Genomic DNA, 26,014 nt, shown 5'->3' with positions numbered 1-26,014 from the left:
AGTCTCTCAGGGTTCCCCTCACGTCCTTACCGGGAGACCGCGTCGGCAGAGCCGGTGTAGCGAGCCCGGAGTTCGCGTTTGAGCAGCTTCCCCGTGGCATTGCGAGGAAGCTCGGCGACCACCTCGACTCGGCGGGGACATTTGAAAGCGGCGATCCTTTCCCGGCAATAGGCGATCACCGCGTCCCCGTCGAGCGATTCGCCGACCGGTACGACCACCGCGATCACTGTTTCGCCCCACTGCGGATCCGGCGCACCGATCACCGCGACGTCGGCGATGTCCGGATGCCGGTGCAGCACCTGCTCGACCTCGATCGGATAGACGTTCTCGCCGCCGGAAATGATCATGTCTTTCTTGCGGTCCACCAAAGTCACGAAGCCGTCCGCGTCGCAGCGGGCGAGGTCGCCGGAATGGAACCAGCCGCCGCGCATGGATTCCGCGCTGGCTTCGGGCAATCCCCAGTAGCCGGCGAAGACGCTCGGGCCGCGCAGCACCAGTTCGCCGACCGCTCCGGTGGGGACGTCATCGTCGCGTTCGTCCACGATCCGCGCCTCGACGTGCAGGAAGGGCCGTCCGACGGACCCGGCGTGCGAGCGCACGAACGCCGATTCCAGCACCAGCGCGGCGGGGGAGAGTTCGGTCATCCCGAAACCCTCCACAAAGGTCAGTCCCTTGCCCTCGTAGAACTCGATCACCGGCAGCGGACACGGCGCCCCGCCGCACAGCAGGTACCGCAGCCGCGACAGGTCGTAGGAATCGAAGTCCGGGACCTGCGTCATCGCCGCCCACATCGCGGGCACCATGAAGTGGACGGTGACCTTCTCCCGCTGGATCAGCGCGAGTGTCTCTTGTGGATCGAACTTGCCCGCGACCACCACAGTGCCGCCCGCATACAGCAAAGGCAGGGTGAACAGCGCCAACCCGCCGATGTGGAAAAGCGGGGCGACCGTCAGCGTGATGTCGGAGGGGAGCAGGCCTTCTCCGGAGGTGAGCACGTTGATCGCGTTCGCCTCCAAATTGCCGTGGGTGAGCATGGCGCCCTTGGGCCGCCCGGTGGTGCCGGAGGTGTACATCAGCACCGCGACCTCGTCCGGCCCGGTCGGTTCGAGTTCGACGCGATCCTCGGTCGTGCCGAGTTCTCTGTTGTCGACCAGCGTCCGAGCGCCGGAAGCTTCCTTGGCGAGCGCGGCAAAGGCGTCGTCGTGCACTACGAGAACCGGCCGGGCGTCGTCGAGGAGGTACTCGACTTCGGCCGCCGCGAGCCGGAAATTGATCGGCAGCGTGATCGCGCCGAGCCAGGCTACCGCGAAAAGAGTTTCGAGGTAGCCGGTGGAATTCAAGCCCAGCAACGCCACCCGGTCGCCCTTGCGCACGCCCAGGTCGCGCAGTGCCGCCGCCCGTCGCGCGACCCGGCGTTCGAGGTCGGCGTAGGTGATCCGTTCGCCGGTCTCCGCGGCCACGAGCGCGACCGACTCGGGGGTGACGGTGCTGCGCCGGGCAATCCACTGCGCCAAGCTCGCTGCCATGCCGAGACTCCTTCGTCGCCGGGGGACCACGACGAAGGTAACCGTACGGACGGTCAGTGGTCAAACTTTCGGTTACAGTGGCCCGATGCCACCCAAAGGCCGCGCCGGGGACATTCTGGCGACGTTCACCCGCTGCGTCGCCGAACGCGGGTACGACGCCACCAACTTCTCCGACATCGCGGGCGAGCTGGGGATGTCGAAGGGCACCATCGTGCACCACTTCGGCACGAAGGACCGGCTGCTCGCCGCACTGCACGAGTCGTACATGCGCCGCAGGCTCGCCGAGGCCGCGCTGATCCGCGAACGCCTCGCGACGCCGACCCGGCAACTGGCCGGGCTGCTGTACGCGTTTGTGCTGTACCAGGTGGTGGACCGGGAGGCGACCGTCGCGTTCCAGCGCGAGGTCGTCCGGCTCGCCGACCACGAAACGATGGCGCAGGGCCGCCGGATGCGCGCGGAATACCTCGACCTGGTGCGGGCCACGTTGTTCGAAGGGATCGCGTCGGGGGAGTTCCGCTCGTGTGACGTCGAGGTGCAAAGCCTGCTGATCTTCGGCTCGGCGCAATGGGCGTGGACGTGGTTCGACCCGGAAGGCCCGGTGTCCGCCGAGCAGGTGGGCGCGCAGCTGGTCGACTTGGTCCTAGGTGGACTGCTGACGCGCCGCACCCGGCTCAGCGGACTGACCGAAGTGGACGGAAAGGTAGCTCAGGCGGTACGTCAGTCCATTGCGGACATTACCGGATCCTGAGCCGCCGCATCATTTTCAAGCCGGACAGCATTCCTTCCACGTACTTCTCGTACTTCTGTCCCGGCCGAGGGCTCATCACCGGCTTCTTCAACACTGCCAGGTTCTGCACATCCGTGTACTTCAACAACCCCTGGTCGCCGTGCCGGGCACCGACTCCGGACGTCTTCACCCCGCCGGAAGGCGTCCCCTTGGCGGCATAAGCGGTCGCCAGGCTGTCGTTCACGTTGACGTTGCCCGTCTCCAACCGGGCAGCCACCGCGGAAGCCGCGCGAATGTCCTTGCCCCACACCGAAGCGTTCAGCCCGTAATCGGTGTCGTTCGCCAGCTCGACGGCCTCGTCCACTGTCCGGTAACGATGCAACGCCACTACCGGCCCGAAGGTTTCGGTGACCCCGCACAGCATGTCCTTCGTGACGCCTTCCAGAATGGTCGGCTCGAAGAACGCCGGGCCCAGATCCGGCCGAGGCCGCCCGCCGCACAAGACGGTGGCGCCCTTGGCGACCGCATCGTCCACATGGGACTTGACCCGGTTCATGTGGTCCACCGAAACCAGCGAGCCCATTTCCGGCCCGAAGTCGTACGCCGCCCGCACGTCCAGCGAAGAAGCCTTGGCGACAAAGGCTTCCTTGAACTCCTCGTAACGCGACTCCGGCAGGTAAATCCGCTCGATGTGCATGCAGATCTGCCCGGTGTTGCCGAACGCGCCGAACACCGCGCCCGGCACCGCGTCGGCGAGATCGGCGTCCGGCAGTACGATCATCGGGTTCTTGCCGCCGAGTTCGAGACAGCAGCCGATCAGGTTCCGGCCCGCCTGTTCGCCGATCACCTTCCCGGTGGCGGTGGAGCCGGTGAACATCACGTAGTTGGCCTGGTCGATCAGCGTCGGGCCGACGTCCGGGCCTTCGCCGCACACGACCTGGAACAGGCCCTTCGGCAACCCGGCTTCTTCGAGCAGTTGCACGCCGTACAGCGGTGAAAGCGCGGTCTTGTTGTCCGGCTTCAACACCACCGCGTTGCCCGCCATCAGCGCCGGAATGGCGTCGGAAATACCGGTGGCGAAGGGGAAATTCCACGGCGCGATGATCCCGATCACGCCTTTGGGCACCCGGATCTCGGTCGACGACGACACCACTGGCACCGGCCCGCCGCGCCGTTTCGGAGCCAGCAGTTTCGGTGCCCGACGCAGGTAATGGCTCATGATCATCGGCGGATCGCACGTTTCCTCGATCGCCATCCGCCGGTTCTTGCCGCTTTCGACCTGGATCAGGTCGGCGATCGTGCGCGCGCGGTCGATGAACAGCGAATGCGCCCGCCGGAATACCGCGAGCCGCTGCTTGAGCGGCGTCGCGGCCCAGTTCGCCTGCGCCGCCCGCGCGGTCGCGAACGCCTGCTCGATGTCGGACGGCGTCGACTGCGGAAGGTCCGCCAGGACGTCGCCGGTGTAGACCTCGGTGAGCGGCCACACCGCGCCGCCCGAGCCCGGCACGCGGGCGACGAGCTGCCGGAGGAACTCGTCGGTCGCCGAGGCCGGGCGCGTGGGCCGTACCGGGGTGAGGGTCATGGTCTTCCGCTCCTTCTCAGTTGCCGGAAAGGACCAGCTGAGCGCCCATTTCGCCGATCATGATGCACGGCGCGTTGGTGTTGCCGCCGGTGATCGACGGCATGATCGAGGCGTCGCAGACCCGCAGCCCGTCCACGCCGCGCACCTTGAGGTCCGGCCCGACGACAGCCAGGTCGTCCACGCCCATCCGGCAGGTCCCGACGCCGTGGTACACCGACGTCGCGCGGTTGAGGATCGCGTCGCGCAGTTCCTGGCCGCGCAGCTGCTTGCCCGGGTGGATCTCCTCGTTGATCGAGCCCTTGAACGCCTTCGACGCGAAGATCTCGCGCACCATCTCCGAGCCCTCGCCAAGCACTTCGAGGTCGGCCGGATCGGAAAGGTACTGGGGGTCGATGAGCGGCGTCGCGGCCGGATCCGCCGAGGAGAGCCGGATCGTGCCGCGGCTCTTCGGGTAGATCAGCGTGGTGAGGACGGTGAGCGCCGGCCGCTTGTCGACCGGATGCCGGATCGGCGCGTCCTGGTTCGGCGACACGTACGCCCACGGCAGCAGGTGCAGCTGCAGGTCCGGGACCTTGTCGGCCTGTGACGTCTTGAGGAACGCGAGCGCCTCGAACACCGAGTTCGCCAGGAACGTCGAACCCGGCTTGAGCAGCTCGCGAGCCATCCCGCGGGCGAAATACGGTGCGGTGCCCTTGTTCTTGCACGACGACACCTGGAACGTCAGCGCGTGGAACATGTGGTCGTGCAAGTTGTCGCCGACCGGCAGATCGGCGAGCACGTCGATGCCGTGCTCCTTGAGGTGCTCGGCGTGCCCGATCCCGGACAGCATCAGCAGCTGCGGCGACCCGACGAACCCGGCGGCGAGGATGACCTCCTTGCCCGCGCGGATCGTGCGGTGCTTGCCGTTGGCGTCGGTCACCTCGACGCCGGTCGCGCGGCCGTTCTCGATCACCACTTTCCGCACGAACACGCGGGACTGGATCTCGAGCGTCCGGGGCGCGAGGTGGTGCAGGTAGCCGCGCGAGGCGCTGTAGCGGAGGCCGTCGGCAGCGTTCTGCTGCATCCGGCTGACGCCTTCCTGCGATTCGCCGTTGTAGTCGTCGATGATGTCGCAGCCGATCGCGTCGGCCGTCGCGTCGAGGAACTGCAGCGTGCCTTCCTGCGGGATCTTGTTGCGGGTGATCTTGATCGGCCCGCCCGCGCCGCGGAAGGCGTTCTCGCCGTCCTCGAAGTCCTCCATGCGCTTGTACGCGGCGTTGACGCCGTCGGCGTCCCAGCCGGTGTTGCCCTCGGCCGCCCAGGAGTCGAAGTTCGCCCGGTTGCCGCGGACGTAGACCATCCCGTTGACCGAACTGGAGCCGCCGAGCACCTTCCCGCGCGGCACCGGCATGCGCCGATCGAGAACATGTTTCTGCGGGACCGAGTAGAACCCCCAGTCGCTCATTTTCTTCAACTGGGGCACCGCGTGCAGCGGGGCGACCAGCCCCGGCTTGCGCAGCAGCAACTGCTCGTCGCTCTTGCCCGCTTCGAGCACGATCACGCTGGCCCCGGACTCCGCGAGCCGTCCCGCGACGGCAGCTCCCGAGCTGCCCGACCCGACGACCACGTAGTCGGCTTCGTTGCTCCGGGCCACCCTGGCTGCCATGTCCGCTCCTCGTCCCGCGCACCACCGAAACTATAACCTGTTCTAGTTCAGGCACGGTATAGCTTTCCCGCTCGCCGCGCAACGCCTGGTGCGCGAACCTGATTGACTTGTCCATGGCTGCCGACATGGGAGCCGAATGCCCGGCGCGGCAGGGGAGGACTGCGCCTTGGTCGTCGATCGGCTGCGGCGGAATCGGCCGGAACACCTGGCCTTCTATCGCAACCCCGCGTGAGCGTCCTTGCGCTATTCGGTGCGACTCCGCGCACACCGCCCGCGCGAACCGGCCGATAACGGACATCCGGGACCCTCGGGCGATTGACGACCGGCCGGACCCCGCCGTACGGTGCTGCTCGCGCGACGGCTTCCCGAAGCCGGTGAGATTCCGGCACGGTCGCGCCACTGTGTGCCCATCCCGGACGGGGCGGGCGAGTCAGGTCGAGGAGCCGTCGTCAGGTCCACCCGCAAGGGACGCGTCATCCCGAAGGAGAGCCATGGCCACCATTCCGGCCGACCGGTCCACCCAGGTCGTCTTGCCCGTGTCGAAAGCCGCTTTGCTGCTCGGCGCGACGATCGTCGGCGCGCTGCTGCTGTACTACTTCATCGGCGTCGACCAGGGCGCGGTCTCGATCTTCGGCAGCGACACGCACGTGCACGAGTTCGTCCACGACGCGCGGCACTTCCTCGGCTTCCCCTGCCACTGACGCGCCCGGAACGGACAACCGAACAATGCAGAACAAGCTGATTCTGCGCGGCCTCCTCGCCGGAGCGCTGGGCGGATTGCTGGCGTTCGTCTTCGCGCGGATCTTCGCCGAACCGCTGACCCAGGCGGCCGTCGACTACGAATCCGGCCGCGACGAGGCGCAGATGGCGCTCGACAAGGCCGCCGGGATGCCGAGCGAACACGAAGGCCACGAGATTTTCAGCCGCGCCGTGCAAGGCAACCTCGGCATCGGGCTCGGCATGATCCTCTTCGGGGTCGCGATGGGCCTGCTGTTCGCGGTGACCTATACCGTGCTGCTGGGCCGCGTCGGCCGGCTCCGCGCGCGGGTGCTGGCGGTGCTCGTGGCCGGGGCCGGATTCCTGTCGCTGTACCTCGTGCCGTTCCTGAAATACCCGGCCAACCCGCCGGCGGTCGGGCACGAGGCCACGATCGGCGCGCGCACCGGGCTGTACCTGACGATGGTCGTCGCGTCGGTGCTCTTCCTGGTCGCGGCCGTCGTCGTGGGCAAACGGCTCGCGCCGCGGCTGGGCAACTGGAACGCGACGCTCGTCGCGGGTGCCGGGTTCGTCGTGCTGTCCGCGCTCCTGATGGCCTTGCTGCCGTCGCTCGGGTCGCTGGCCAGCAACGTCGCCGAGTACGGCCCGCAGACCAGCGAAACCCCGCTGCCGCTCAAGGGCCCGGACGGCCGGATCGTGTACCCCGGCTTCCCCGCCGACACGCTCGTCGGGTTCCGGCTTTACTCGGTGCTGGCGCAGGTCATCCTCTGGGCGACCATCGCGCTCGTGTTCGGCCCGCTCGCCGAACGCGTGCTGGACCGCGGGCGCGCGGTTACCGTCGAGGCGTGAACCCGCTGACCGGACTGGGACCGTTCTTCGCCGTCGACACGCATTCGGCCGAGGAACCGGCCGAGCCTTGGCGTCCGCTGTCCGAGGTCCTCGACGACGGCCCGGTGCTGCGCGAACGAATCGCGCAGAACCGGGCCGTGCTCGGCGGGGATTTCGTGGAAGTGCGGGTCGCGGCGTCGATCGCGCATCTCGGGCTGGCGGCGCGGATCATCTCGCCCGCGTTGGGGCTAGCTGTCGGTGCGGGAGCAGTCCCTGATTACTCGAGCGCCTGGTGGCAGCCGAAGCTCGGCGGTGCGTTTCCGTTGTCCTTGAAGGAAAATCCGCCGGTCGAGTCCGATGTGGTCACTGGCTTCGCGGAACGGGTGCTGCGCGGTCCGCTGGCGCGGTTGGACAAGGCGATGGCCCAGTTCTCGCTGGCGGAGAATGTCCGGCGGGGGAATGTGGCGTCGGCGCTGAACGGGGCGGTGACGGTGTTGCGGTCCGAGCGTCCAGAGTGGACTGGCAGGGTCGCTCGAATCGTTGCCGCGCTGGAGGAACTGCCGGAGCTGGCCGGTACCGCGACGCGGGAGAACGGCCGGTTCCGTCGCCGAAGCTGCTGCTTGTTCTATCGGGCGACGCCGGACCGCGACGGTCCGAAATGCGGCGACTGCGTGCTGGTCTGACCGGTTACGGTGCTCGGTTGGCCTGATAAGCGACCATGATTCCGGCGAAACGGTCGGCCTCGTAACAAGGGTCGCTGTAGGCGTCTAGCTTGGGATCGGTCGCCGTGACGGTGACGTTGAGAAGCGTGTCCTCGGCGACGCCGGTTTCGACGGTGCAGTGGCCGTCGTGGTCGTCCCGGTGGACGCCGGGATAGCTGTGGACGAAGACCGGCGCGAAGCCCGGAACCGCGGCTCGATGGTGGTACAGCGCTTCCAGGCCGCCGGAGGTGGTGTCGACGGAGGCGATGTAGGTCAACGCCTTCGTGTCGTGGGGGATCCAAGTGCAGGCGGTTTTCCCGGTCGCTGACGAGGCCGTTCCCTGGCTGGTGACGAAGAAAGTGACCAGCTGCTGGCGGGTCATCAGGTCGCAGGGTTTGGTCGTGAACTGCGTGAGATCGAGCGGGGCGTCGGGGAGCGGCGGCGACAGGCGCGGCGGAGGCGGCGGCGCGGACGAGCAGCCTGCGACGCCGAGAAGGAACGCGAGCAGCAGGCCCGCGCGACGACTGCCGTGCGGAGGCACAATTTTGTCCGGCGCCACGGAATTGAGCATAGCCGCCTTTCGGCGCTCTCGGTTTCCAGTCGAAAGGCAGCGAAAGACCGTTTTGGGCGGCCGAATACCGAAATCGCTGAATGAGCCTGCAAACGAGATCTCCGCGAGGAACACTCGGGAAGGAGAACGTCGGGAGGTTGCCATGCGCAGGTACCGGAACTATTGGACATACAGCATCGGGCTGCTCGTCGCGTGGGCACTGGTCTTCCTGCTCACCGGCTTGCTCCGCGGCGCACACGGGGTGCAGCTCGTGCTGCCGGTGTTCGGCGGCTTCTGCATCGGCTGGGTGAGCACCACCATCGCGCGGTATGTGTACCCGCCGCCGAAGCAATGGCTGAGCTGAACCCGTCCCGGTCGGCGAGACGACCGCTGCTGCCGTGGCGTCGACGTTCGTAAGCTCGGCCCGGTGTTCTCCGAACGAGCGTTCTTCTCCTTCGTCGCACTGGCCGGTCCTTCGCGGAAACGCGAGTACGACGACTGGCATCAGCTCGACCACCGGCCGGAGAAACCTGCGCCGCCCCGGCGACGGCACCGCGAGTCTGGACCTGACCGGCGTCGACTACGTCGCGATGTACTGGTTCCGCCTGCCGTACGAGCAGAGCGTGGCCGAGTGGCGCAAGCTCGGCGAGGACTCGTTCCAGTGGGGCCGCAGATCCCGGGCTTGCGGCGGCCGTTGCTGGGGTTCTTCGCGCCGGTACTCGGCTATGCCGCGCCGCGGGTCCGGCTGCTGTATCTGGACGAGGATCCGGTCGAGGTCGCCGAGCGGGAACGCCACTGGGAGCCCGCGCCGCGTCCCGAGGCCGAGCGAGTGCTGCTGTCCGGACCGGTCCGCACGATCGTCCCGTGGCAGGACTGGTGATCCCCGTCGAGGAGTGGGCCGCGCTGCACGATCTCGTGCACCGTTACGCCGCCCGCGTCGACGAGCGCGACTTCGCCGGCGTTGCGCGGCTGTTCGGCGACGACGGGGTGCTCGCGCTGCCGAATCCGCCTCGCGAGTTCGGCCCGGTCCGGGAACATCGTGGCCCCGAAGGCGTCGAAGCGGCCTTGTCCGTGCTGGACGACGTGCCGCTGACCGCGCACGGCATCACCGGCGCGGTCTTCGACCCCGGCGACGATCTCGCGACCGCGCGCGGACGGATCGCCTGCGTCGCCCACCACGTCACCCCGCGCGACGGACGATTCGCCGACGCGGTGTGGCATCTGCGCTACCTCGACCGCTACGCGAAGACGGGCGGCGCATGGCGGTTCGCGCGCCGTGAGGTGCACCTCGATCTGATCGGAACGAGGGAGGTCCGCGCGTCCCGCCTGGGCCGGTGACCTGCGCCGGGTCACCCGAACGGGCGGACCCGCCCGGGGCGGCGGCGCGACGGGTTTGCCCGAAAACTGCGTAAGGTCGAGTCCATGCCAGGGGACGACGGCCTGCTCACGCAGGACAGCACGCGCGGGCTCACCGCGGCCGAGGTGGCCGAGCGGGTCGCCGCGGGACGGACCAACGACGTGCCCTCGCGCACGAGCCGCAGCGCGTGGGAGATCGTCCGGTCCAATGTCTTCACCCGGATCAACGCGATCTTCGCGGTGCTCGCGGTCGTCATCTTCTCCACCGGCTACCTGCTGGACGGGCTGTTCGCCGGGGTGATCGTGGCGAACAGCGCGGTCGGCATCGTGCAGGAGCTGCGCGCCAAGCGGACGCTGGACCGGCTCGCGATCGTCGGCCAGGTGCGCCCGCGCGTGCGCCGCGACGGGACGAGCAGCGAGCTGGCGCCGGAAGAGGTCGTGGCCGACGACGTGATCGAGATCGGCGCGGGCGACCAGGTGGTGGTCGACGGCGAGGTGCTGTCCGCGGACGCGCTCGAGGTCGACGAATCGCTGCTCACCGGCGAATCGGACCCGGTGGTGAAGCGCGCGGGCGACCCGATCATGTCCGGCAGCTTCGTGGTGGCCGGGAACGGCGCGTACCGGGCGACGAAGGTCGGCTCGGAGGCGTACGCGGCGAAGCTGGCCGAGGAAGCGGGCCGGTTCACGCTGGTCGATTCGGAGCTGCGGAACGGGATCAACAAGATCCTCAAGGTCATCACGTACCTGCTCGTTCCCGCCGGCGCGCTGTCGATCTACAACCAGCTTTCCGGTTCGCAGCAGCTGCCCGACGCGCTGCGCGGGATGGTCGCGGCGCTCGTCCCGATGGTGCCCGAGGGCCTGATCCTGCTGACGTCGGTCGCGTTCGCGGTCGGCGTGATCCGGCTGGGCCGGCGGCAGTGCCTGGTCAACGAGCTGCCCGCGATCGAGGGCCTGGCCCGCGTGGACGTCGTCTGCGCGGACAAGACCGGCACGCTCACCGAAAACACGATGCGCTTGGCCGAGCTGCGGCGGCTGCACGAAGCAGGCGAGGCACCGGAGACGGTGCTGGCCGCCCTCGCCGCCGCCGACCCGCGCCCCAACGCCAGCCTGGTCGCGATCGCCGAGGGCTGCCCGGCCGCGCCGGACTGGACGGCGACCGCGGTGGTGCCGTTCTCGTCGGCGCGGAAGTGGAGCGGCGCGGCATTCGGCGAACACGGCGACTGGGTGCTCGGCGCCCCGGACGTGCTGCTGCCCGCCGAATCGGAGGAACGCGCGGAAGCGGAACGGATCGGCGCGCAGGGCCTGCGGGTGCTGCTGCTCGGCCGAGCAGCGAACGCGGTCGATGCGCCGGACGGACCGGGCAAGGTCACGCCGGTCGCACTGGCCGTGCTGGAGCAGAAGATCCGCGGCGACGCCCGCGAGACGCTGGACTACTTCGCCGCCCAAGGCGTTGCGGTGAAACTGATTTCAGGCGACAACGCGGTGTCGGTCGGCGGCGTAGCCCGCGCGCTGGCCCTGCCCGGCGGCGAGGCCCCGGTCGACGCGCGGACGCTGTCCGAGGATCCCGGCAAACTGGCCGAGGAACTGGAAAGCACTGCGGTGTTCGGCCGCGCGACGCCCGCGCAGAAACGGGCGATGGTCGCGGCGCTGCAGGCTCGCGGGCACACCGTCGCGATGACCGGCGACGGCGTCAACGACGTCCTCGCGTTGAAGGACTCCGACGTCGGCGTCGCGATGGGCGCGGGCAGCCCGGCGACCCGGTCGGTCGCGCAGATCGTCTTGCTGGACAACGCTTTCGCGACCCTGCCGTACGTCGTCGGCGAGGGCCGCCGGGTGATCGGCAACATCGAACGCGTCGCGAACCTGTTCCTCACCAAGACCGTGTACTCGGTGCTGCTGGCGCTGATCGTCGGCGTGCCCGGGCTGATCGGCCTGGACGCGATGCCGTACCCGTTCCTGCCCCGGCACGTGACGATCGTCGGCTGGTTCACCATCGGCCTGCCCGCGTTCGTGCTTTCGCTGGCCCCCAACAACGACCGCGCGCGCAGCGGATTCGTCGGCCGAGTGCTGCGCATGGCGGTCCCGGCCGGGGTGGTGATCGGGGCCGCGTCGTTCGTCTCGTACATCCTGGTGCATCCCGGCAAGGCGACCACTGACATCGCGCAAATCCAGGCGAGCACGACGGCGCTGATGACGCTGATGGCACTGGCGCTGTGGGTCCTGGCGGTCGTCGCGCGGCCCTACACCTGGTGGAAGGCCGCACTGGTCGCGACGATGGCGGTTGTTTCGGCGCTGATGTTCTTGCTGCCGTGGACTCGGGACATCTTCCAGCTCGACCCGAGCAACACCGGATACACGCTGACCGCAGTGTGCTGTGCGGCGGCGGGAGTGGTGCTCATCGAGATCGGGCGGTGGATCGGGAACCGGATCGGGAAATGACGGTCCGTGAGGGGAACCCTGAGGGACTCTGATTCCCTCAGGGTTCCCCTCACGGACTTCTTGCGGGCGTGCGTGGTGCCGTGCGTCAGGCGTCGCTCGGGAGATGCTGCTGCAACGCCCCCAGCCCCTCCATCCGCTCCCGGTCGTGTGCGTCCTGAGCGGCCAGCTCGGCGTCGGTCACCACGATCGCGTCCGGGCCCGGGAAGACCGTCGACTCGTGGTCCGCGCCGAGCCAGCGGACGGTGAACGGCGGGCTCCCGTCCGGCGAACCCACGCCCACGATGCGGCCCCGGTGCTCCGGCACGTCCACGTGGATTCCCTTGACGACCAGCCAATCTCCGCGCTGTGCGTGCATGGTTCCTCCTCTTGCCGACAGCGTCGCCCGGAGCGGTACCTCGCGGCGCCGGGCGCGAAACCTCGGTGTAGTCCGATCAGGTGTAAGCAAGTGATTTTTCGTGTTCCACGCGGCTTGACCACGGCGTTCGCGCGGCGGCATCGGGCGGAAGGACGCTGTGAACTAGCCAGGCTGGTAGGCGACCTGGCAAGCCTGCCGTACGGCGGGGAAGTGGTGGACCGGCGGACGCGCGCCCCGCAAACGGGCTGGTTCGCCGCCTCCGCTGGCACCGACGACGAACTGCTGCTGGCTGCGGTCCTGCACGACGTGGCAAGCCGCGAAGCAGCGAAGCAGAAGGTCAGGCCGGGGCAGCCATCAGCGACTGCCCGGCTGTCGCCCTGTCGCTGCACGGATCCGCCGCGCATCCGGCTTTGGCGGGCCCGCTCCTGTCTGGGGGAGCGGGCCTCCCTCGCCCTAACCGCGGCAGGTGTGCCAGCAGGTAGTCCATCGCGCGGCGGACCCGGGCTGACGACGGCGGTTTCGCTTCGGCGGCAAGGGTTTCGCTGAGGGTGTTCGGGTGTCCGAGCAACAACGTCTCGGCCAGCAACGCTTCGAGGTGCCCGGGCCGCGCGCCTCCGCCGGACAGATGGATCGCGGCCTCGACCAACGCCAGTACGCCAGGCGAGACGGCGTTCGCCCGGAGATCGAACTGCACCGCGATCGTGCCGGGCACCCCGGCGAGCAGCGCGGCGGTCCGCTCGACCAGCGGCCGGTCGAGGCGCAGCACGACCTGGTCGAACTCGCCGTCGAGGTCGAGCTGGAAGGCGCGGTACGGGCTCACCACCGACGCCGCGCCCGGCCGCAGCACCGCGTTCGTCGCGCCGTAGGCGAACGGCGCCCGGCCGCCGACTGGCAGCGAAAGCAGGAACTCGTCCTGCTCGGGAGCCAGTTCCGAGATGCTCACGGCCGCGCCGTACCGCAGCCGGTTGAGCGAGACCGAACCGGCGGCGAGGTGGTCGAGCCGCGCGGACAGCCGGCGCCCGCGGACCCGCAGCGTGTGCGGGCGCAGGGCGGAACTGCACGCACCGACGACCTCGTCCACGTCGTCGGCCGCGCCCACCATCCGTTCCCCGCGCATCCGCACAAGCTCGGCGATCCCGGCGACACGGCTCATCGGAGGAGCGTACGTCGGCCGCGGCTGTGGTCAAGAGCGCCGGTACCACCCGATGGCGCAACCGCACGCGCGTCCGGCTTGCTCGATCGCGGCCTGGTCGAGTGCCTGTCGATCCGCAGTCGCGACCGGAAGCCAGGCCGCGCAGTACTCATGCCCGTACCGCTCCAGGAACCCGACCATCTCCCTCGCAGTCACCGCCGGAAACCCAAGCCGCGGCCGGAGTTTCGCAAGCCGCCGAGCCGGCCGCAGCCCGTGTGCGGACAGCACTTCCGCAGCGGCTTCCTCGACGGCAATGTCGCATTCGGACAACACGAGCAAACCCAGCCGGACTCCGGTGGGCCGGAACCGTTCGGCGAAGAAACGGGACGCGGGATCGTCTGCCATGCCCGGTACCGTACGCGGTTAATAGACATTGCAGTAGGCTGTCATGTAGATTACCGCGCTACCCGGGCAGTGCGGCCTCGGCCGCCGCCCACCACACCACGTCAGCGAAGACGACCGGGCGCACAGGAGGTGCGGGGTGGCGGACAACTCTCGCGAAATCACCATCGACCCACGGAAGAACCCGGCGACCGAACACGCGAGGGGAAACTCCGCGTTCCTCGTGGCGGCGGGCGCGACGGCCCTCGAGTACTACGATTTCATGCTGTTCGGCATCGCCGCGTCGATCATGTTCGGCCCGGTGTTCTTTCCGGTGGCCAACCCGCTGACCGCCACCCTGCTCGCGCTCGCGAGCTTCGGCGTCGGCTTCGTCGCGCGTCCGCTCGGCGGGATCCTGTCCGGGCATTTCGGCGACCGCTACGGCCGCCGTCCCGTGCTGCTCGCTTCGCTGGTCGCGATGGGCACGGCGACGACGCTCGTCGGCTTGCTGCCCGGGTACCGCCAGATCGGCTGGTGGGCTCCGGTTCTCCTGGTGGTGCTGCGGCTGGTGCAGGGACTGGCGACCGGAGGCGAGAGCGGCGGCGCGATCGTCTACGGTGTCGAGAACGCGCCGGCGGGCAAACGCGGCGTGTTCGGCAGTTACTCCGGCATGGGCCAGAGTTTCGGCGCGCTGCTCGCGATCGGCGCGTTCACGGCCGTTTCGGCGACGATGCCGGAAAGCACGCTGCTCGCCTGGGGCTGGCGCGTCCCGTTCCTGGCGGGCGGGATCGTCACGCTGATCGGCATCCTGGCCTTGGCGCGCACCCGCGACACCAAGGACTTCGTCTCCGAGGTCGGCGCCGGGAAGGCCGACCGGACGCCGTTGCGGGTGCTGTTCCGTGAACATCCGCGTGCGCTCCTGCTGGCGACCGGCCTGAGCGTCGGCACGAACGGTCTCATCTACATCCTGCTCACCTTCGCGATCACCTACAGCAAAGACAACGGGTGGTCCGGCTCGCAGGCGCTTGCCGGGCAGGTCGTGCTGGTCGCGGCGGTCGCGGCGGCGGTGCTCTTCGCGGGTGCGCTCGCCGACCGGATCGGCGCGCACAAAGCGGTGGTGCTCGGCGCGGTGCTGACCGCGGTGTTCAACTTCGTCCTCTTCGGCGTGATCGCGGGACACAGCCAGGTCGCGTTCTTCGCGGCGTTCGCCGTCGCGGGGGTGATCAACGCCCTGATCACCGGGCCGACACCGGTCTATTTCGCGAGCCTTTTCCCGACGAAGGTCCGCTACAGCGGCGTTTCGCTCGCCTACCAGACCGGTGCGGCCATCAGCGGGTTCGCACCCGCGGCGGCGGTCTTCCTCTTCGACGTCTCCGGGCAGGCGGCGTGGTCGGTGCCGTTGTTCGGCGTGCTGCTGGCCGGAATCCTCGCGGCCTGCACGCTGCTGTTGCGAGGCAGCGCGCGGGAATTCGAGACGGAAGGGGAGCGGCGATGACGGTCAACCGGCTGGGCTCCAGCGTGGTGGCGCACGAGACCGACCCGGTGGACCCGGGCAGCCTGCGCGCGGTGATGCGCGGATTCGCGACCGGAGTGACTGTCGTGGCCACCGCGGACGACGACCGGACGTTCGCCGCGGTGGTGAACTCCTTCACCTCGGTTTCCCTTGCCCCGCCATTGGTCCTGGTGTGCTTGAAGGTCGGTTCGCGGACCTGCGCCGCGATCGAGCGGCGAGGATTCTTCAGCGTCTGCGTGCTGGCCGACGCTCACCAGCGGCATTCCGAGCGGCTCGCCCGTTCTCAGCCCACTGTGGACGATGAAGCTTTCGAATTCGCGCACGGCCTTCCGGTGATCCGAGACGCTCCGGCGGGGTTGCTGTGCCGGGTGGACTCGATGTTGGCGAAGGGCGACCACGTGATCGTGATCGGTTGCGTGGTCGCGACGAAGCTGGCGGAGCGGGACCCGCTGTTGTTCTACAACGGACAGTACCGGGTGCTGCCCGGTCAGGGAGTCGCGGAGGCGGGGTCGACAGCCTCGGCGAAGTAGGCGGCCGCGCGTGGCCGGAGCGCGTCGAGGATCTCGTGGTACACCGCGAGCGCCCTTGCCCGCGCTCCGGCGTGCGGTGTCCACAATGGAGGAAGCTCCGGGTCGAGGTTCGCGAAGGAGCGGAACGTCTGCAGCATCGTGGTGCACGCGAGGAACGCGTCCTCCGGCGCTGATTCCGGTTCGGTCGCGAGCGCGGCGTACCGCCGGGCGAACCGCTCGTAGTGCCCGGCGAGGTCGTCGAGCTGCCAGAGATGGCTCAGCAGCGCGGCGGGCACGGTCTCCTCGTCCAGCCGGCACTGGAAAATCGCGACCTCGTCGGAGATGCCGAGCAGTTTCGCGTAGTCCTTCACCTCGCGCAGGTAGTCCTTCGGCGAGGCCCACACGGCTTCCTGCAGCTGCCCGAACCCGTGGAACCGCAGCTGCTTGACGAAATTCGACCGGTCGGCCTTGCGGCTGTCGCCGAGGTTGTGCCACACCACGGTCCAGGTCTTGGGCGTGTCGTCGACCGCGGCGAGCGTGGCGAGCCGGTTGTCGCCGTCCTCGAGCAGATGCAGCGCGCGCGGGCTGAGCGTGTAAGAGATCGCGCGGCCGCGGCGGTGTCGTTCGGCGAGCCCGCGGTGGACCATCCGGTTGAGCGTGATCCGGCCGGTGGCGGTGGTGACGCCGAACTTCTCGAGCAGCACGACGAGCCCGCCGGACCACATGGGCGCCGTCCTCGGGTGCAGGTAGGCGCCGAACATGCTGAAGAGCAGGCCCTGCGGTTTCGGGTCGAACAGCGGATCGTCGGTCGAGGTGCGCAAGCCGCCAGCATAGCCCAGCCGGCGCGGCGGCTGACCGGCCTCAGATAGTTGACAGCTCTCTCCGGTGCGATGAAGAATACCGGCTATGACGTCGACCTACGCAACGCCCGGCGAGGTCCGGGGGAACGAATGGCAGGCCCCGTTGTCGAGCGCGGCGGTGCGGGCCAACGCCGTCGCGCTGGGCCCGCTGGTTCGCGCCGAAGCTGACCGATGCGAGTCCGAAGCCCGGCTTTCCGGCACTCTGATGCGCGCGTTCCGCGACGCGGGCCTGTTCCAGATGGGGTTCCCGGCGAGCCGCGGCGGCCTCGAAATGCCGCTCGCGGACCAGCTCGCGGTCGTCACGGAGATCGCGTGCCACGACGCGGGCGCCGGCTGGAATGTCGCGGTGCTCAACGCGTCGGGCTACTACGCCGGACGGCTGGGGCAGGCCGCGTACGACGAGCTGTACCCGACGCGAGACCTGCCGACCGGCGGCTCGTTCCACCCGCCCGGCCGCGCGGAGATCGTCGACGGCGGCTATCTGGTGAGCGGCCGCTGGGACTGGGGGAGCGGCACCCCGACGGCCGAGCACGTCGTTGGCGGCTGCCTCGTCTACCGCGACGGCGAACCGGTGCGGCGCGCCGACGGACGGCAGATCCTGCTGGGCGTCTGGCTTCCGCGCGCCGCGGTCCGGCACACCGGGAACTGGCAGGCGCTGGGAATCCGGGGCTCCGGCAGCGGATCGTACGAGATCGCCGAGCCGGTTTTCGTTCCGGAGACGCATGTTTTCGACCGGGAGGCGCCGCCGGACCCGGACGCGGATCCGCTCAACAAGCACGTCGGCCTGTTGTTCTTCCCGCTCACCGGGGTGTGCCTCGGGCTGGCTCAGCACGTAGTCGCACTGACGCTGGACGCCGTCCGCACGCGCTGCCGCGGCGAAGTGTCCAAACTGGACACCGCGACGAAGCAGCAGCTCGGGCAGGCGGCCAGCGAGACGGACTTGGTGTACCGCGGCATCGAGGAAGTCGCTCGCCGCGCCGATGAAGCGATCTTCACGCCGGGCCGCGTGCTGGACCCGGTCGAGGAAGCGCGGCTGCGGGTCGCCAACAGCCAAGCGGGCGAGACCCTGCGGCGAGTCCTGGACCTGTGCGTCGATCTCTACGGTTCGCGCTACATCTACCAGTCCGATCCGCTGGAACGGGTTATCCGTGACGCGTGGGGCGCGCTCGCGCACTTCGGCGCGAAGAAGTTCCATTGGGCTGGGTACGCCGAAGAACTGCTGGGAGCGGCTTCGTGACGACCGTGCGCGTGGTGGTCGAGGAGGGTGCTTCGCCGCGATGCGGTCTCGCGACGGGCGATGCGTTCGAGGTGACCGGCCCGGTGTTGCGGATTCCTTCCGGCAAGCCGTTCTGTCTTCAGGCGATGCTGGCCGCGGTCCCGCTCGTAACGTCCAAAATGGACACCAGGCCGCCGGAGGATTGGCTGGAGCGCAAGCCGTTCGTGTGCTGCCCCGACCCGGACGACGACGTCCTGCTGCGGCTCGGACGGGTCGGGCCGTGACCGCGCGCCTGCGGTGCACGGTCGAATCGATGAACTACTCGGCCTGCGAACTGGCCGTCGGGGACAGCTTCGACCTCGGCGACCGCGGCGTCGAACTGCCGGAGGGGCGCGGGTTCTGCATGTTCGCGATCACCGCGGTCGCGTCCGCGCTCGCCGGGCGGGACGGGGCGGAACCCCTGTCGGCGTGGCTGGCCCGCGAACCGCTCGTCGCCTGCCCCGATCCGCCGGAGAACTTGGTCATGCGGGTGCGGGCACTGCCGGAGAAAGGACCGTGAACATGGAACGCAACCTCGTATTGAGCGTGCGGGTCGGCGCGGCGGGCCACGGCACGCGCGGCCTGACCGCGGCGGCGGTCAACGCCGAGGAGGCCGGATTCGACCAGGTCTGGGCGGGCAACGACATCTTCGGCCCGCCGGGCATCGCCGGGCTCGCTTCGATGCTGCTGGGGACCAGCCGGATCTCGGTCGGCGCCGGCGTGCTCGACCCGGTGTCGATCCACCCCGCGCAGATCGCGCAGCTGGCGAGCGGTTTCCAGGAAATGTCCGGCGACCGGTTCCTGCTCGGGCTCGGCGCGGGTTCGGACCTGTTCCTGAGCTGGGGCGGGCTGAAGCCGGCGAAACCGGTGGTGCGCACGCGGGAGGCGATCGTCGCGATCCGCGAGCTGACCCGCGGCCGCAGCCCCGCGGGCGTGCCCGGGGCCGGGGACTTCTGGTCCGGGCAAGCGCGAATCCAGCAGCCGCGTCCGGTGCCGATCTACGTCGGCGCGATGGGGCCGAAGATGCTGGAAATGACCGGCCGGTACGCCGATGGCGCGCTGCCGCTCTGCCTGCCGCCGCGCCAGGTTTACCGCGCGATGGAGCAGATCAGCACTGGTGCCGCGAAAGCAGGACGGTCGGTGGCCGATCTCGATGTCGCCGCGTGCCTGTGGTGCTCGATCGACACCGACGCGGCCGCGGCGCGACGGTTGCTCGCCCGGCACATCGCGCACTACAGCGGATCGCTGAGCACCGACGCACTGATCGCGAACGGCTTCGATCCGGAGGAATTCGCGCGGACCCAGCAACTGGTGCTCGACGGCGACGAGGACGCCGCGATCGAAACTGTGCTGGCGTCTTCGACCATGCTCGGCCTCGGTATCGCGGGCGGGGTCGGTGAGGTGGTCGAGCAGTGCGGGCTCCTGGTCGAGGCGGGGGCTCGGCATGTGTCGTTCGGTCCGCCGATGGGGCCGGATGCCCTCGATGCGGTGGCGTTGCTGGGCAAGGAGGTTTTGCCGGTGCTGCGGTCGGAGTTCGGCGGGTGACCGGCGGCCGCTGGGCATGGATCCGGACGGCTTCGGCGTCGCGGGCGGGGGTGCGGCAGGTGCCGTTCGGCCGGCCGACGGGGCCGGATGTGCTTGCTGCGGTGGTGTTGCCGGGCTGGGAGGCGGTGCCGATGCGGCAGCCGGAGTTCGGCTCGTGAGCGACGGCGGCCGCACGCGGCTTCCTGGTACCGGCTGCGCAGGCGGTGCGCCCGGGGCTCAGCAGCTTTTGTGCGGCCCGTGATCGGCGTGATCGTGATCGGCGGCGACCGCTCGCGGATCCGCGGCGATGTCGGCTGCCCGGAAACCTACTCGGAGCCGGTCGCTTTCGAGACCGCGGCGGGCACGTCGATGCGACAGATCTTCGACGGCCGCGAACGGGACATGCTGCCGTCGCTGCTCCGCGCCGGGCAGACGCTGGTCGAGCGAGGCGCGACGGTGCTCACCACCACCTGCGGCCTGCTGACCGCACTCCAGCGCGACCTGGCAGCCCGGTTCGACGTGCCGGTGGCGGTGTCTCCGCTGCTGCGGGTGCCGTCGCTGCTGAAGGTGGTCGCGCCCCGGAAGATCGGGGTCGTCACGGCGATCGCCGACCTCCTGACCCCTGCCCGGCTTGCCGCGGCGGGCATCGCTCCGGAGTGCGTCGAGGTGCTGGACCTTTCTGGGACACGGCACTTCGTCCCGGCTCTGCGGGACGGCCGCGCCCTCGACGCCCGGCTCGCGGAACGGGAGATCTGCGAGTGCGTGCGGGCGGCCATGAGCCCGGAGGTTGGCGGGCTGGTTGCCGAGTGCGCCAACCTGCCGCCCTACAGCGCCGCTTTGCGGGCCGCGACCGGACTGCCGGTGTGGGACGCGCTCGACCAGCTTCGGCGGCTTACCCGAGCTTGGCTCTGACCACTGGACGCTCGGTCGATCCGTAGGTGACCTCGGTGCCTCGGCACCGGCGCAGCGGCAGCTCGCACCGGAGGCGGTCGAGGAGGCGGCGCAGCCGCTGCCTCGCGCACACCATCGCGAGCCGGGGGCAGCTCCTCGTGAGCGGCAATCCCGGTTAGAACCGGGATTGCCGCTCACGACCCCTGACCTGCGCAAACAGACTATTCTATGGTGGTATACACGCCGCGTATACCTCTGCGGTATAGTGATCTTCACCCCCGGGATTCCGGGGTCAAGGGAGGAACAGGGGAATGTCGGTTTCACATACCTTGCTCGGGTTGCTCGAGTCGGGTCCGAGACACGGGTACGACCTGAAACGGGCGTACGACGAGCAGTTTGGGCACGACCGGCCGCTCGCGTACGGCCAGGTCTACTCGACGCTGTCGCGCCTGCTGCGCAACGGCATGGTCGAGGTCGCGGGGGTCGAGAGCGGCGAAGGGCCGGAGCGCAAGCGCTACACGATCACTGACGCCGGGGTCACCGACGTCGTGACGTGGCTGGGCACTCCGGAAAACCCGGAGCCGTACCTGCAGAACACGCTGTACACGAAGGTGGTCCTCGCGCTGCTGTCCGGCCGGGACGCCACCGACGTGCTCGACGTCCAGCGCGGCGAGCACCTCAAGGTGATGCGCTCGCTCACGAAGCGGAAGTACGAGGGCGACCTCGCCGATCAGCTGATCTGCGACCACGCGCTCTTCCACCTCGAGGCGGACCTGCGGTGGCTCGAGCTCACCGCGGCCCGGCTCGGCGAACTCGAGAAGGCGGTGCGCTGATGACCAGGCCGGGAACTCCGTTGCTCGTGGGCAACGGGCTGCACAAATCGTTCGGCCAGACGCGGGCGCTCGACGGGGCGGCGCTGGGCGTCTCGGCGGGGGAAGTGCTCGCGATCATGGGCGCGTCCGGTTCGGGGAAGTCGACGCTGCTGCACTGTCTCGCCGGGATCGTCCGGCCGGACTCGGGCGTCATCCAATACGGCGGCCAGGACCTGGTCGCGATGGACGACAAGGGCCGGAGTGCGTTGCGGCGCACCGAATTCGGCTTCGTGTTCCAGTTCGGCCAGCTCGTTCCGGAGCTGACCTGCCTGGAGAACGTGGCGCTGCCGCTCCGGCTGACGGGGGCGAAGCGGAGGCCCGCGGAGGCCAAGGCGAAGGAATGGCTCGCCCGGCTGGAGGTCGACAACCTGGCGAAGCGCCGTCCCGGCGACGTGTCCGGCGGGCAGGCGCAGCGGGTCGCGGTGGCGCGGGCGTTGGTGACCGGGCCGAAGGTCGTCTTCGCCGACGAGCCGACCGGCGCGCTCGACTCGCTCAACGGCGAGAAGGTCATGCAGATGCTCACCCAGGCGGCGCGGGAAACGCACGCCGCGGTCGTGCTGGTGACCCACGAACCGCGGGTCGCGGCGTACTCCGACCGCGAGATCGTGGTGCGGGACGGGCGCACGGTCGACCGGGAGCTGGTCGCATGACGCGGGACCTGCTGCTGGGACTCCGGCTGGCCGTCGGGGGCGGCCGGATGTCCGGATCGGCGCTCCTGCGGCTCGCGATGACCGCGTTCGGGATCGCGCTCGCGGTCGCCGTGCTCCTGCCCGCCGCCTCGGTGAGCCACCTGGTGAACGCGCGGGCGGACCGCGCGGCGGCGATCAAACAGGACACCGCGCCGCGCGAGGGGATCGCGCCGCTGGCGACCTACCGCTGGTATCCGTCGGTCGGCGCGGACTTCCTCCAGCTGACCGCGGTGGCGCCGACCGGGCCGAACTCCCCGGTGCCGCCGGGGCTCGACCGGCTGCCCGCACCGGGCGAGGTGATCGTGTCGCCGGCGCTGGCGGAGAGGCTGAACTCGGCCGAGGGCGCGTCGATCAAGGCGCGGCTGCCCGGGAACGTGGTCGGCCAGATCGCCGAGCCGGGCGTCAGCGACGCCGCCGACCTGACGGCGTACTACGGGTCGACCGCGGCGGAAATCAAGGCCGAGGGCGAAAACGCCAGCAGCGTTTACTCCTACGGCAAGCCCGCCGAAGGGCTCGCGCTCTCGGCGATCATGTGGATGGTCGTCGCGCCGATCGCCGCGGTGCTGCTGCTGCCGTTGCTGATCTTCGTGACCACCGCGTCGCGGATGGGCGCGGCGCAACGCGAACGGCGGCTCGCCGCGCTGCGGCTGATCGGGGTGGACGCCCGGCAGATCAAACGGGTCGCGGCGGCGGAATCGTTGGTCGGCGCGGTGATCGGGCTCGTGGCGGGCGGTGCGCTGTTCTACGCGCTGCGTCCGTTCATGGGGGACTGGCTCCCGTTCGGCCTCCGCGTGTTCGCGGACGATTTCACGCCGTCGTGGATTTCGTTGCTGGTGATCGTGCTGCTCGTGCCCGGCCTCGCGGTCGGCTCGGCGCTGTTCGGCCTGCGCCGGACGATCGTCGAACCGCTCGGCGTGGTCCGCCAGGGCAAACCGGTGCGGCGGCGGATGTGGTGGCGCTGGACGATCACCGGGATCGGCGTGGTGTTCCTGCTCGGAACGCTCGTCGTCTCGCCGGGGTCGGGAGACCAGGTCGCGGCGACGGCGCTCGCGGTGGGCAGCGTGTTCCTGCTGATCGGCGTCGCGGCGCTGCTGCCGTGGCTGGTGGAACGGATCGTGGAACGGCTGCAGGGCGGCCCGCCGTCGTGGCAGCTCGCGGTGCGCCGGCTGCAACTCGACAGCGGCACCGCCAGCCGGGTGGTGTCCGGGCTGGTCGTCGTGCTGGCCGGGACGATCCTGATCCAGGGCGTGCTCACGTCGATGAGCAACCGCACCTCGAGGTCGTACCAGGCGCCGGACGGCGTCGCGGCCGCGCCGGTGCGGGTGGACACGACGACCGCGCACGAGGCCGAGGTCCGGCAGCGGCTGTCCGGGGTGGCGGGGGTGACTGGCGTGCACAGCGCCAAATCCCTGCAGTTCAAGTCCGGTGAGCAGCACGTCTTCGGCACCCTCGGGGACTGTGTGGCGCTGAAGACGCAGGCGAACATCGGCAACTGCGCGGACGGCGACGTCTTCTATGTCGCGGGCTCGTCGGCCCAGCCCGTTCCCCAGGGCGAGTTGCAGATGACCGACTACCGCAAGAGCACCGAGGTCGACGGTCCGAAGTGGACGGCTCCGGGCAACATCCGGGTGGTGCCCGCCAGCAACGACGCGAAGGCCGTGGCCAGCGACCTGCTGGTCACGCCCGGCGCGCTCGGCGGCGTCCAGGCGCCGGGGGAACGCCTGCAACTGCTGGTCGCGGGCCCCGGCGGCGCCGACGCGCTGATCGACCGGGTCGCGACCGCCGTGCGCCCGCTGGCGTGGAAGGCCGAGGTCGGGAAGACGGACTTCATGTCCGACTTCGGCGGCCGCGACGACCGGATGCTCGCGAGCTTCCGCGCGGTGCTGCTGACCGCGTCGCTCTTCGTGCTGGCGGTGGCCGCGATGAGCCTGTTGATGCTGTCGATCGAGCAAATCAGCGAACGACGGCGTCCGCTCGCGGCGCTGTCCGCGTCCGGCGTGCCGATCGGCGTGCTGGCCCGAGGATCGCTGTGGCAGACGGCGGTTCCGGTGGTCGTCGGGGTGGTGCTGGCCGTCGGGGCGGGGCTGGGCTTGACCGCGCCGATCCTGCGGCTGGCGAAAATGCCGATGATGGTGGACGGCGCAGTCCTGGCCGGACTGGCCGGCGCCGCGGTGGGCGCGGTGCTGCTGGTGACGGCGTTGACGCTGCCGCTGCTGCGCCAGGTGACGCGGCTGGACACGTTGCGCTCGGAGTAGACCCGGGGGTGCGGGGCAGTCCGTGGAGGGCTTCTTGAGGGATGGGATTCCTTCGAGGAGCCCTCCACGGCTTTCGTGGGTGGCTGGTGGCGGTCCGTGAGGGGAACCTTCACGGACTCTGAGTCCAATGCCAGGGGACTTCAGCGGCGAGGCCTCAGCCCACCAACTGTCCACAAAGGACTTCATTTCCGCCGAAATGCTCGACCTATGCCCACTTAGCCGCTTCCGCGCGTCCGTGAGGGGAACCCTGAGGGACTCTGAGTCCCTCAGGGTTCCCCTCACGGACCACCGCGGGCACCTCGAACGAAACCGTTGTGCGGCAACGGTCCCTCACGACTCCTGCCGCACCAGCCCAAGCTCCGCGCACCCGTCCCGAAGCGGCTCCAGTCCGAAGGCGTCCACCGGACCCACCACCCCAGGCTTCACCGGTCCCTCGACACTCAACCGAATCGCCGCCCAGGCAAGCAGTTCCCCCGTGAGCGTGTACGCATTCGGCCCCTCAAGCCGCACCTCGACGCGGGAATCGGCGACCGCGACGACCTCCGCGCCGGTTTTCGCCCGCTCCGCCGCGTCCGGTCCTCCGGGCGGCCCCTTCATCAACCCGCTCGCCGCCTGCACCACCGGCCCGGCGATCGCGGCCAGTGCGGAAACCGCGGGCATCACCCGGCTCAGTGCCGGGAACCATCCATTGTAGACAGTGATCTTGTCGAGCGACGGGAAGTTCTCCGGCAGGAAAAGCACTTCGGTGCCGGAAACCAGAAAAGCCGACTTGGACCGCCCGCGAACGGGAAACGTCCGCACCCGGCTGCCGGTCCGCTCCTCGACCGGGGTGATCGCCCCGTGTGCGAGCCGGTCGAGGATGCGGCTGGACATCGTCGGGTGAGCCTGCGCGAATTTGTGGTCCGGTTCCGGCAGCCCGTACCGCGTCATCGGTCCGGTTGCAGCAGCCATCAACCGGCGCGCGACCGGCCAACGCAGCGCCGAAGGCAGCCATTCCTTGCCCGCGATCTGGTCATAAGGCTTGCCCCACACGTACTTCGGGATCACATGCACCCCGCGCCGCGCGGACAGGTAGGTCTCCGCGGCGTGGTACGACGCGTCCACGGCGATGTCCATCGCGGAATTGCCCATGCCGACCACGACGACGCGCCGCCCGGCCAGTTGCGCTTCCTCGGTGTAGGAATGTGAATGCATGATCTCGCCGCGGAATCCTTCGACACCGGGGAACATCGGCTCCGGCATTCGCGGATCCCAATGGTGGCCGTTCGCGACGAGAACCGCGTCGTAGCGTTCGGTGTCCCCTGTGGACAGTGTCACGGCGAAGCTGCCGTCCGGCTTCGGCTCGACGTGCGTCACGCCGGTGCCGAACCGGATGCGGTCGCCGAAGCCGAAATGCTTTGTATACGCCGCGAAATAGTCGGCGATCTGGTCGTGCCGGGCGAAGTCGGGCAGGTTCCGGGGCATCGGGAAGTCGTTGAACTCCATCCGCTGCCGCGAGGTGTTGATGTGCAGGGACCGGTAGGCGGCGGAGACCCCGTTGCGGTTGCCCCACACCCAGTTGCCGCCGACCCGGTCGGACAGTTCGCAGCAGTCCACGTCGATGCCGCGCTCGGCGAGCACCTTGACGGCAGCGATCCCGGCCGAGCCCGCGCCGACGACGCAGACCCGGAAGCTGTTCGCGGACATGTGCTCCTCCTTGTGACCGGT

General features: G+C 69.5%; 28 protein-coding genes. 19 read left to right on the top strand and 9 right to left on the bottom strand.

The window, feature by feature from the left end:
* Positions 1–26 precede the first annotated feature (26 nt).
* Entirely contained in the window at positions 27–1,526 is a 1,500-nt protein-coding gene (locus D0D37_RS07635) for an acyl-CoA synthetase (RefSeq protein ID WP_116199823.1), read from the bottom strand.
* A gap of 85 nt (positions 1,527–1,611) precedes the next feature.
* Between D0D37_RS07635 and D0D37_RS07630 the strand changes: the two genes are divergently transcribed.
* Positions 1,612–2,274: a TetR/AcrR family transcriptional regulator gene (locus D0D37_RS07630; RefSeq protein ID WP_116199822.1), complete on the top strand. Its 663-nt coding sequence runs from the start codon at positions 1,612–1,614 to the stop codon at positions 2,272–2,274.
* On the opposite strand, the gene D0D37_RS07625 is transcribed toward D0D37_RS07630, so the two are convergent.
* Both D0D37_RS07625 and D0D37_RS07620 read right to left on the bottom strand, forming a co-directional pair.
* Positions 2,261–3,835: a succinic semialdehyde dehydrogenase gene (locus D0D37_RS07625; protein WP_116199821.1), complete on the bottom strand. Its 1,575-nt coding sequence runs from the start codon at positions 3,833–3,835 to the stop codon at positions 2,261–2,263. The genes D0D37_RS07630 and D0D37_RS07625 overlap by 14 nt on opposite strands.
* Positions 3,836–3,851: 16 nt before the next feature.
* A complete protein-coding gene (locus D0D37_RS07620) occupies positions 3,852–5,480 on the bottom strand; it encodes a GMC family oxidoreductase (RefSeq protein WP_116199820.1) in 1,629 nt (542 codons plus the stop codon).
* Between the two features lie 491 nt (positions 5,481–5,971).
* Between D0D37_RS07620 and D0D37_RS07615 the strand changes: the two genes are divergently transcribed.
* The 3 genes from D0D37_RS07615 to D0D37_RS07605 are packed head-to-tail and all read left to right on the top strand — an operon-like array spanning position 5,972 to position 7,708.
* Positions 5,972–6,181, top strand: a complete 210-nt coding sequence (locus tag D0D37_RS07615; protein WP_116199819.1) for a CbtB domain-containing protein — start codon at positions 5,972–5,974, stop codon at positions 6,179–6,181.
* A gap of 25 nt (positions 6,182–6,206) precedes the next feature.
* Positions 6,207–7,046 carry a CbtA family protein gene (locus D0D37_RS07610; protein ID WP_116199818.1) on the top strand — a complete coding sequence of 280 codons (840 nt, stop codon included), beginning with the start codon at positions 6,207–6,209 and terminating at the stop codon, positions 7,044–7,046.
* Complete coding sequence (locus D0D37_RS07605) at positions 7,043–7,708, top strand: (2Fe-2S)-binding protein (RefSeq protein WP_208719848.1); 666 nt, start codon at positions 7,043–7,045, stop codon at positions 7,706–7,708. The genes D0D37_RS07610 and D0D37_RS07605 overlap by 4 nt, the downstream gene beginning before the upstream one ends.
* A 4-nt stretch (positions 7,709–7,712) precedes the next feature.
* Here D0D37_RS07605 and D0D37_RS07600 read toward each other — a convergent pair whose 3' ends face one another.
* On the bottom strand, positions 7,713–8,285 hold the full coding sequence (locus tag D0D37_RS07600) for a DUF3558 family protein (protein ID WP_162834118.1): 573 nt from the start codon (positions 8,283–8,285) through the stop codon (positions 7,713–7,715).
* A 154-nt stretch (positions 8,286–8,439) separates the two neighbouring features.
* Between D0D37_RS07600 and D0D37_RS07595 the strand changes: the two genes are divergently transcribed.
* The 4 genes from D0D37_RS07595 to D0D37_RS07580 all read left to right on the top strand — a co-directional run bounded on the left by D0D37_RS07595 (position 8,440) and on the right by D0D37_RS07580 (position 12,071).
* Positions 8,440–8,640 (top strand): hypothetical protein, encoded by a 201-nt coding sequence (locus D0D37_RS07595; RefSeq protein WP_116199815.1) that lies wholly within the window; start codon positions 8,440–8,442, stop codon positions 8,638–8,640.
* A gap of 297 nt (positions 8,641–8,937) precedes the next feature.
* Positions 8,938–9,156 (top strand): hypothetical protein, encoded by a 219-nt coding sequence (locus tag D0D37_RS47325; protein WP_208719847.1) that lies wholly within the window; start codon positions 8,938–8,940, stop codon positions 9,154–9,156.
* On the top strand, positions 9,141–9,614 hold the full coding sequence (locus D0D37_RS07585) for a nuclear transport factor 2 family protein (RefSeq protein ID WP_208719846.1): 474 nt from the start codon (positions 9,141–9,143) through the stop codon (positions 9,612–9,614). The genes D0D37_RS47325 and D0D37_RS07585 overlap by 16 nt, the downstream gene beginning before the upstream one ends.
* Before the next feature lie 84 nt (positions 9,615–9,698).
* Positions 9,699–12,071 carry an HAD-IC family P-type ATPase gene (locus tag D0D37_RS07580; protein ID WP_116199814.1) on the top strand — a complete coding sequence of 791 codons (2,373 nt, stop codon included), beginning with the start codon at positions 9,699–9,701 and terminating at the stop codon, positions 12,069–12,071.
* Positions 12,072–12,156: 85 nt separating this feature from the next.
* Here D0D37_RS07580 and D0D37_RS07575 read toward each other — a convergent pair whose 3' ends face one another.
* The 3 genes from D0D37_RS07575 to D0D37_RS07565 all read right to left on the bottom strand — a co-directional run bounded on the left by D0D37_RS07575 (position 12,157) and on the right by D0D37_RS07565 (position 13,963).
* Complete coding sequence (locus tag D0D37_RS07575; protein WP_116199813.1) at positions 12,157–12,426, bottom strand: DUF1918 domain-containing protein; 270 nt, start codon at positions 12,424–12,426, stop codon at positions 12,157–12,159.
* Positions 12,427–12,763: 337 nt separating this feature from the next.
* Positions 12,764–13,579, bottom strand: a complete 816-nt coding sequence (locus tag D0D37_RS07570) for a cupin domain-containing protein (protein WP_116199812.1) — start codon at positions 13,577–13,579, stop codon at positions 12,764–12,766.
* 30 nt (positions 13,580–13,609) lie between these two features.
* Positions 13,610–13,963, bottom strand: coding sequence for a hypothetical protein (locus D0D37_RS07565; protein WP_116199811.1), 354 nt, complete (start codon positions 13,961–13,963; stop codon positions 13,610–13,612).
* A gap of 136 nt (positions 13,964–14,099) precedes the next feature.
* Here D0D37_RS07565 and D0D37_RS07560 point away from each other — a divergent pair, with 136 nt between their 5' ends.
* Both D0D37_RS07560 and D0D37_RS07555 read left to right on the top strand, forming a co-directional pair.
* On the top strand, positions 14,100–15,434 hold the full coding sequence (locus D0D37_RS07560) for an MFS transporter (protein WP_116199810.1): 1,335 nt from the start codon (positions 14,100–14,102) through the stop codon (positions 15,432–15,434).
* On the top strand, positions 15,431–15,982 hold the full coding sequence (locus D0D37_RS07555) for a flavin reductase family protein (RefSeq protein ID WP_116199809.1): 552 nt from the start codon (positions 15,431–15,433) through the stop codon (positions 15,980–15,982). Before D0D37_RS07560 ends, D0D37_RS07555 begins: the two co-directional genes overlap by 4 nt.
* On the opposite strand, the gene D0D37_RS07550 is transcribed toward D0D37_RS07555, so the two are convergent.
* Positions 15,940–16,782, bottom strand: coding sequence for a PaaX family transcriptional regulator (locus D0D37_RS07550; protein WP_116199808.1), 843 nt, complete (start codon positions 16,780–16,782; stop codon positions 15,940–15,942). The genes D0D37_RS07555 and D0D37_RS07550 overlap by 43 nt on opposite strands.
* An 85-nt stretch (positions 16,783–16,867) precedes the next feature.
* On the opposite strand from D0D37_RS07550, the gene D0D37_RS07545 reads away from it, so the two are divergent.
* The 9 genes from D0D37_RS07545 to D0D37_RS07510 all read left to right on the top strand — a co-directional run bounded on the left by D0D37_RS07545 (position 16,868) and on the right by D0D37_RS07510 (position 24,307).
* Entirely contained in the window at positions 16,868–18,058 is a 1,191-nt protein-coding gene (locus D0D37_RS07545; protein WP_116199807.1) for an acyl-CoA dehydrogenase family protein, read from the top strand.
* A complete protein-coding gene (locus tag D0D37_RS07540) occupies positions 18,055–18,321 on the top strand; it encodes a TIGR04076 family protein (RefSeq protein WP_116199806.1) in 267 nt (88 codons plus the stop codon). The genes D0D37_RS07545 and D0D37_RS07540 overlap by 4 nt, the downstream gene beginning before the upstream one ends.
* Complete coding sequence (locus D0D37_RS07535) at positions 18,264–18,596, top strand: TIGR04076 family protein (RefSeq protein ID WP_341867973.1); 333 nt, start codon at positions 18,264–18,266, stop codon at positions 18,594–18,596. The genes D0D37_RS07540 and D0D37_RS07535 overlap by 58 nt, the downstream gene beginning before the upstream one ends.
* A 2-nt stretch (positions 18,597–18,598) precedes the next feature.
* Positions 18,599–19,621 (top strand): LLM class flavin-dependent oxidoreductase, encoded by a 1,023-nt coding sequence (locus tag D0D37_RS07530; protein WP_116199804.1) that lies wholly within the window; start codon positions 18,599–18,601, stop codon positions 19,619–19,621.
* On the top strand, positions 19,618–19,779 hold the full coding sequence (locus tag D0D37_RS46480) for a hypothetical protein (protein WP_162834117.1): 162 nt from the start codon (positions 19,618–19,620) through the stop codon (positions 19,777–19,779). The genes D0D37_RS07530 and D0D37_RS46480 overlap by 4 nt, the downstream gene beginning before the upstream one ends.
* Before the next feature lie 70 nt (positions 19,780–19,849).
* Entirely contained in the window at positions 19,850–20,512 is a 663-nt protein-coding gene (locus tag D0D37_RS07525) for an aspartate/glutamate racemase family protein (RefSeq protein WP_208719843.1), read from the top strand.
* Positions 20,513–20,802: 290 nt separating this feature from the next.
* Positions 20,803–21,324, top strand: a complete 522-nt coding sequence (locus D0D37_RS07520; protein ID WP_116199803.1) for a PadR family transcriptional regulator — start codon at positions 20,803–20,805, stop codon at positions 21,322–21,324.
* Positions 21,324–22,013: an ABC transporter ATP-binding protein gene (locus tag D0D37_RS07515; RefSeq protein WP_116199802.1), complete on the top strand. Its 690-nt coding sequence runs from the start codon at positions 21,324–21,326 to the stop codon at positions 22,011–22,013. Before D0D37_RS07520 ends, D0D37_RS07515 begins: the two co-directional genes overlap by 1 nt.
* Positions 22,010–24,307 carry an FtsX-like permease family protein gene (locus D0D37_RS07510; RefSeq protein WP_116199801.1) on the top strand — a complete coding sequence of 766 codons (2,298 nt, stop codon included), beginning with the start codon at positions 22,010–22,012 and terminating at the stop codon, positions 24,305–24,307. The genes D0D37_RS07515 and D0D37_RS07510 overlap by 4 nt, the downstream gene beginning before the upstream one ends.
* 330 nt (positions 24,308–24,637) lie before the next feature.
* Here D0D37_RS07510 and D0D37_RS07505 read toward each other — a convergent pair whose 3' ends face one another.
* Positions 24,638–25,993, bottom strand: coding sequence for an NAD(P)-binding domain-containing protein (locus D0D37_RS07505; RefSeq protein WP_244223424.1), 1,356 nt, complete (start codon positions 25,991–25,993; stop codon positions 24,638–24,640).
* Positions 25,994–26,014: the final 21 nt, after the last annotated feature.

Origin of the sequence: Amycolatopsis circi, assembly GCF_003385235.1 — a bacterium.
Taxonomy (GTDB): Bacteria; Actinomycetota; Actinomycetes; order Mycobacteriales; family Pseudonocardiaceae; genus Amycolatopsis; species Amycolatopsis circi.
This window is presented reverse-complemented; position numbering and strand designations above follow the sequence as displayed.

What these genes read in the sequence shown, in the direction of transcription:
- D0D37_RS07635 (WP_116199823.1), bottom strand. Translation starts at nt 1,526, where the DNA reads ATGGCAGCGAGCTTGGCGCAGTGGATTGCCCGGCGCAGCACCGTCACC.
- D0D37_RS07630 (WP_116199822.1), top strand. Translation starts at nt 1,612, where the DNA reads ATGCCACCCAAAGGCCGCGCCGGGGACATTCTGGCGACGTTCACCCGC.
- D0D37_RS07625 (WP_116199821.1), bottom strand. Translation starts at nt 3,835, where the DNA reads ATGACCCTCACCCCGGTACGGCCCACGCGCCCGGCCTCGGCGACCGAC.
- D0D37_RS07620 (WP_116199820.1), bottom strand. Translation starts at nt 5,480, where the DNA reads ATGGCAGCCAGGGTGGCCCGGAGCAACGAAGCCGACTACGTGGTCGTC.
- D0D37_RS07615 (WP_116199819.1), top strand. Translation starts at nt 5,972, where the DNA reads ATGGCCACCATTCCGGCCGACCGGTCCACCCAGGTCGTCTTGCCCGTG.
- D0D37_RS07610 (WP_116199818.1), top strand. Translation starts at nt 6,207, where the DNA reads ATGCAGAACAAGCTGATTCTGCGCGGCCTCCTCGCCGGAGCGCTGGGC.
- D0D37_RS07595 (WP_116199815.1), top strand. Translation starts at nt 8,440, where the DNA reads ATGCGCAGGTACCGGAACTATTGGACATACAGCATCGGGCTGCTCGTC.
- D0D37_RS07580 (WP_116199814.1), top strand. Translation starts at nt 9,699, where the DNA reads ATGCCAGGGGACGACGGCCTGCTCACGCAGGACAGCACGCGCGGGCTC.
- D0D37_RS07575 (WP_116199813.1), bottom strand. Translation starts at nt 12,426, where the DNA reads ATGCACGCACAGCGCGGAGATTGGCTGGTCGTCAAGGGAATCCACGTG.
- D0D37_RS07570 (WP_116199812.1), bottom strand. Translation starts at nt 13,579, where the DNA reads ATGAGCCGTGTCGCCGGGATCGCCGAGCTTGTGCGGATGCGCGGGGAA.
- D0D37_RS07565 (WP_116199811.1), bottom strand. Translation starts at nt 13,963, where the DNA reads ATGGCAGACGATCCCGCGTCCCGTTTCTTCGCCGAACGGTTCCGGCCC.
- D0D37_RS07555 (WP_116199809.1), top strand. Translation starts at nt 15,431, where the DNA reads ATGACGGTCAACCGGCTGGGCTCCAGCGTGGTGGCGCACGAGACCGAC.
- D0D37_RS07545 (WP_116199807.1), top strand. Translation starts at nt 16,868, where the DNA reads ATGACGTCGACCTACGCAACGCCCGGCGAGGTCCGGGGGAACGAATGG.
- D0D37_RS07530 (WP_116199804.1), top strand. Translation starts at nt 18,599, where the DNA reads ATGGAACGCAACCTCGTATTGAGCGTGCGGGTCGGCGCGGCGGGCCAC.
- D0D37_RS07520 (WP_116199803.1), top strand. Translation starts at nt 20,803, where the DNA reads ATGTCGGTTTCACATACCTTGCTCGGGTTGCTCGAGTCGGGTCCGAGA.
- D0D37_RS07515 (WP_116199802.1), top strand. Translation starts at nt 21,324, where the DNA reads ATGACCAGGCCGGGAACTCCGTTGCTCGTGGGCAACGGGCTGCACAAA.
- D0D37_RS07510 (WP_116199801.1), top strand. Translation starts at nt 22,010, where the DNA reads ATGACGCGGGACCTGCTGCTGGGACTCCGGCTGGCCGTCGGGGGCGGC.
- D0D37_RS07505 (WP_244223424.1), bottom strand. Translation starts at nt 25,993, where the DNA reads ATGTCCGCGAACAGCTTCCGGGTCTGCGTCGTCGGCGCGGGCTCGGCC.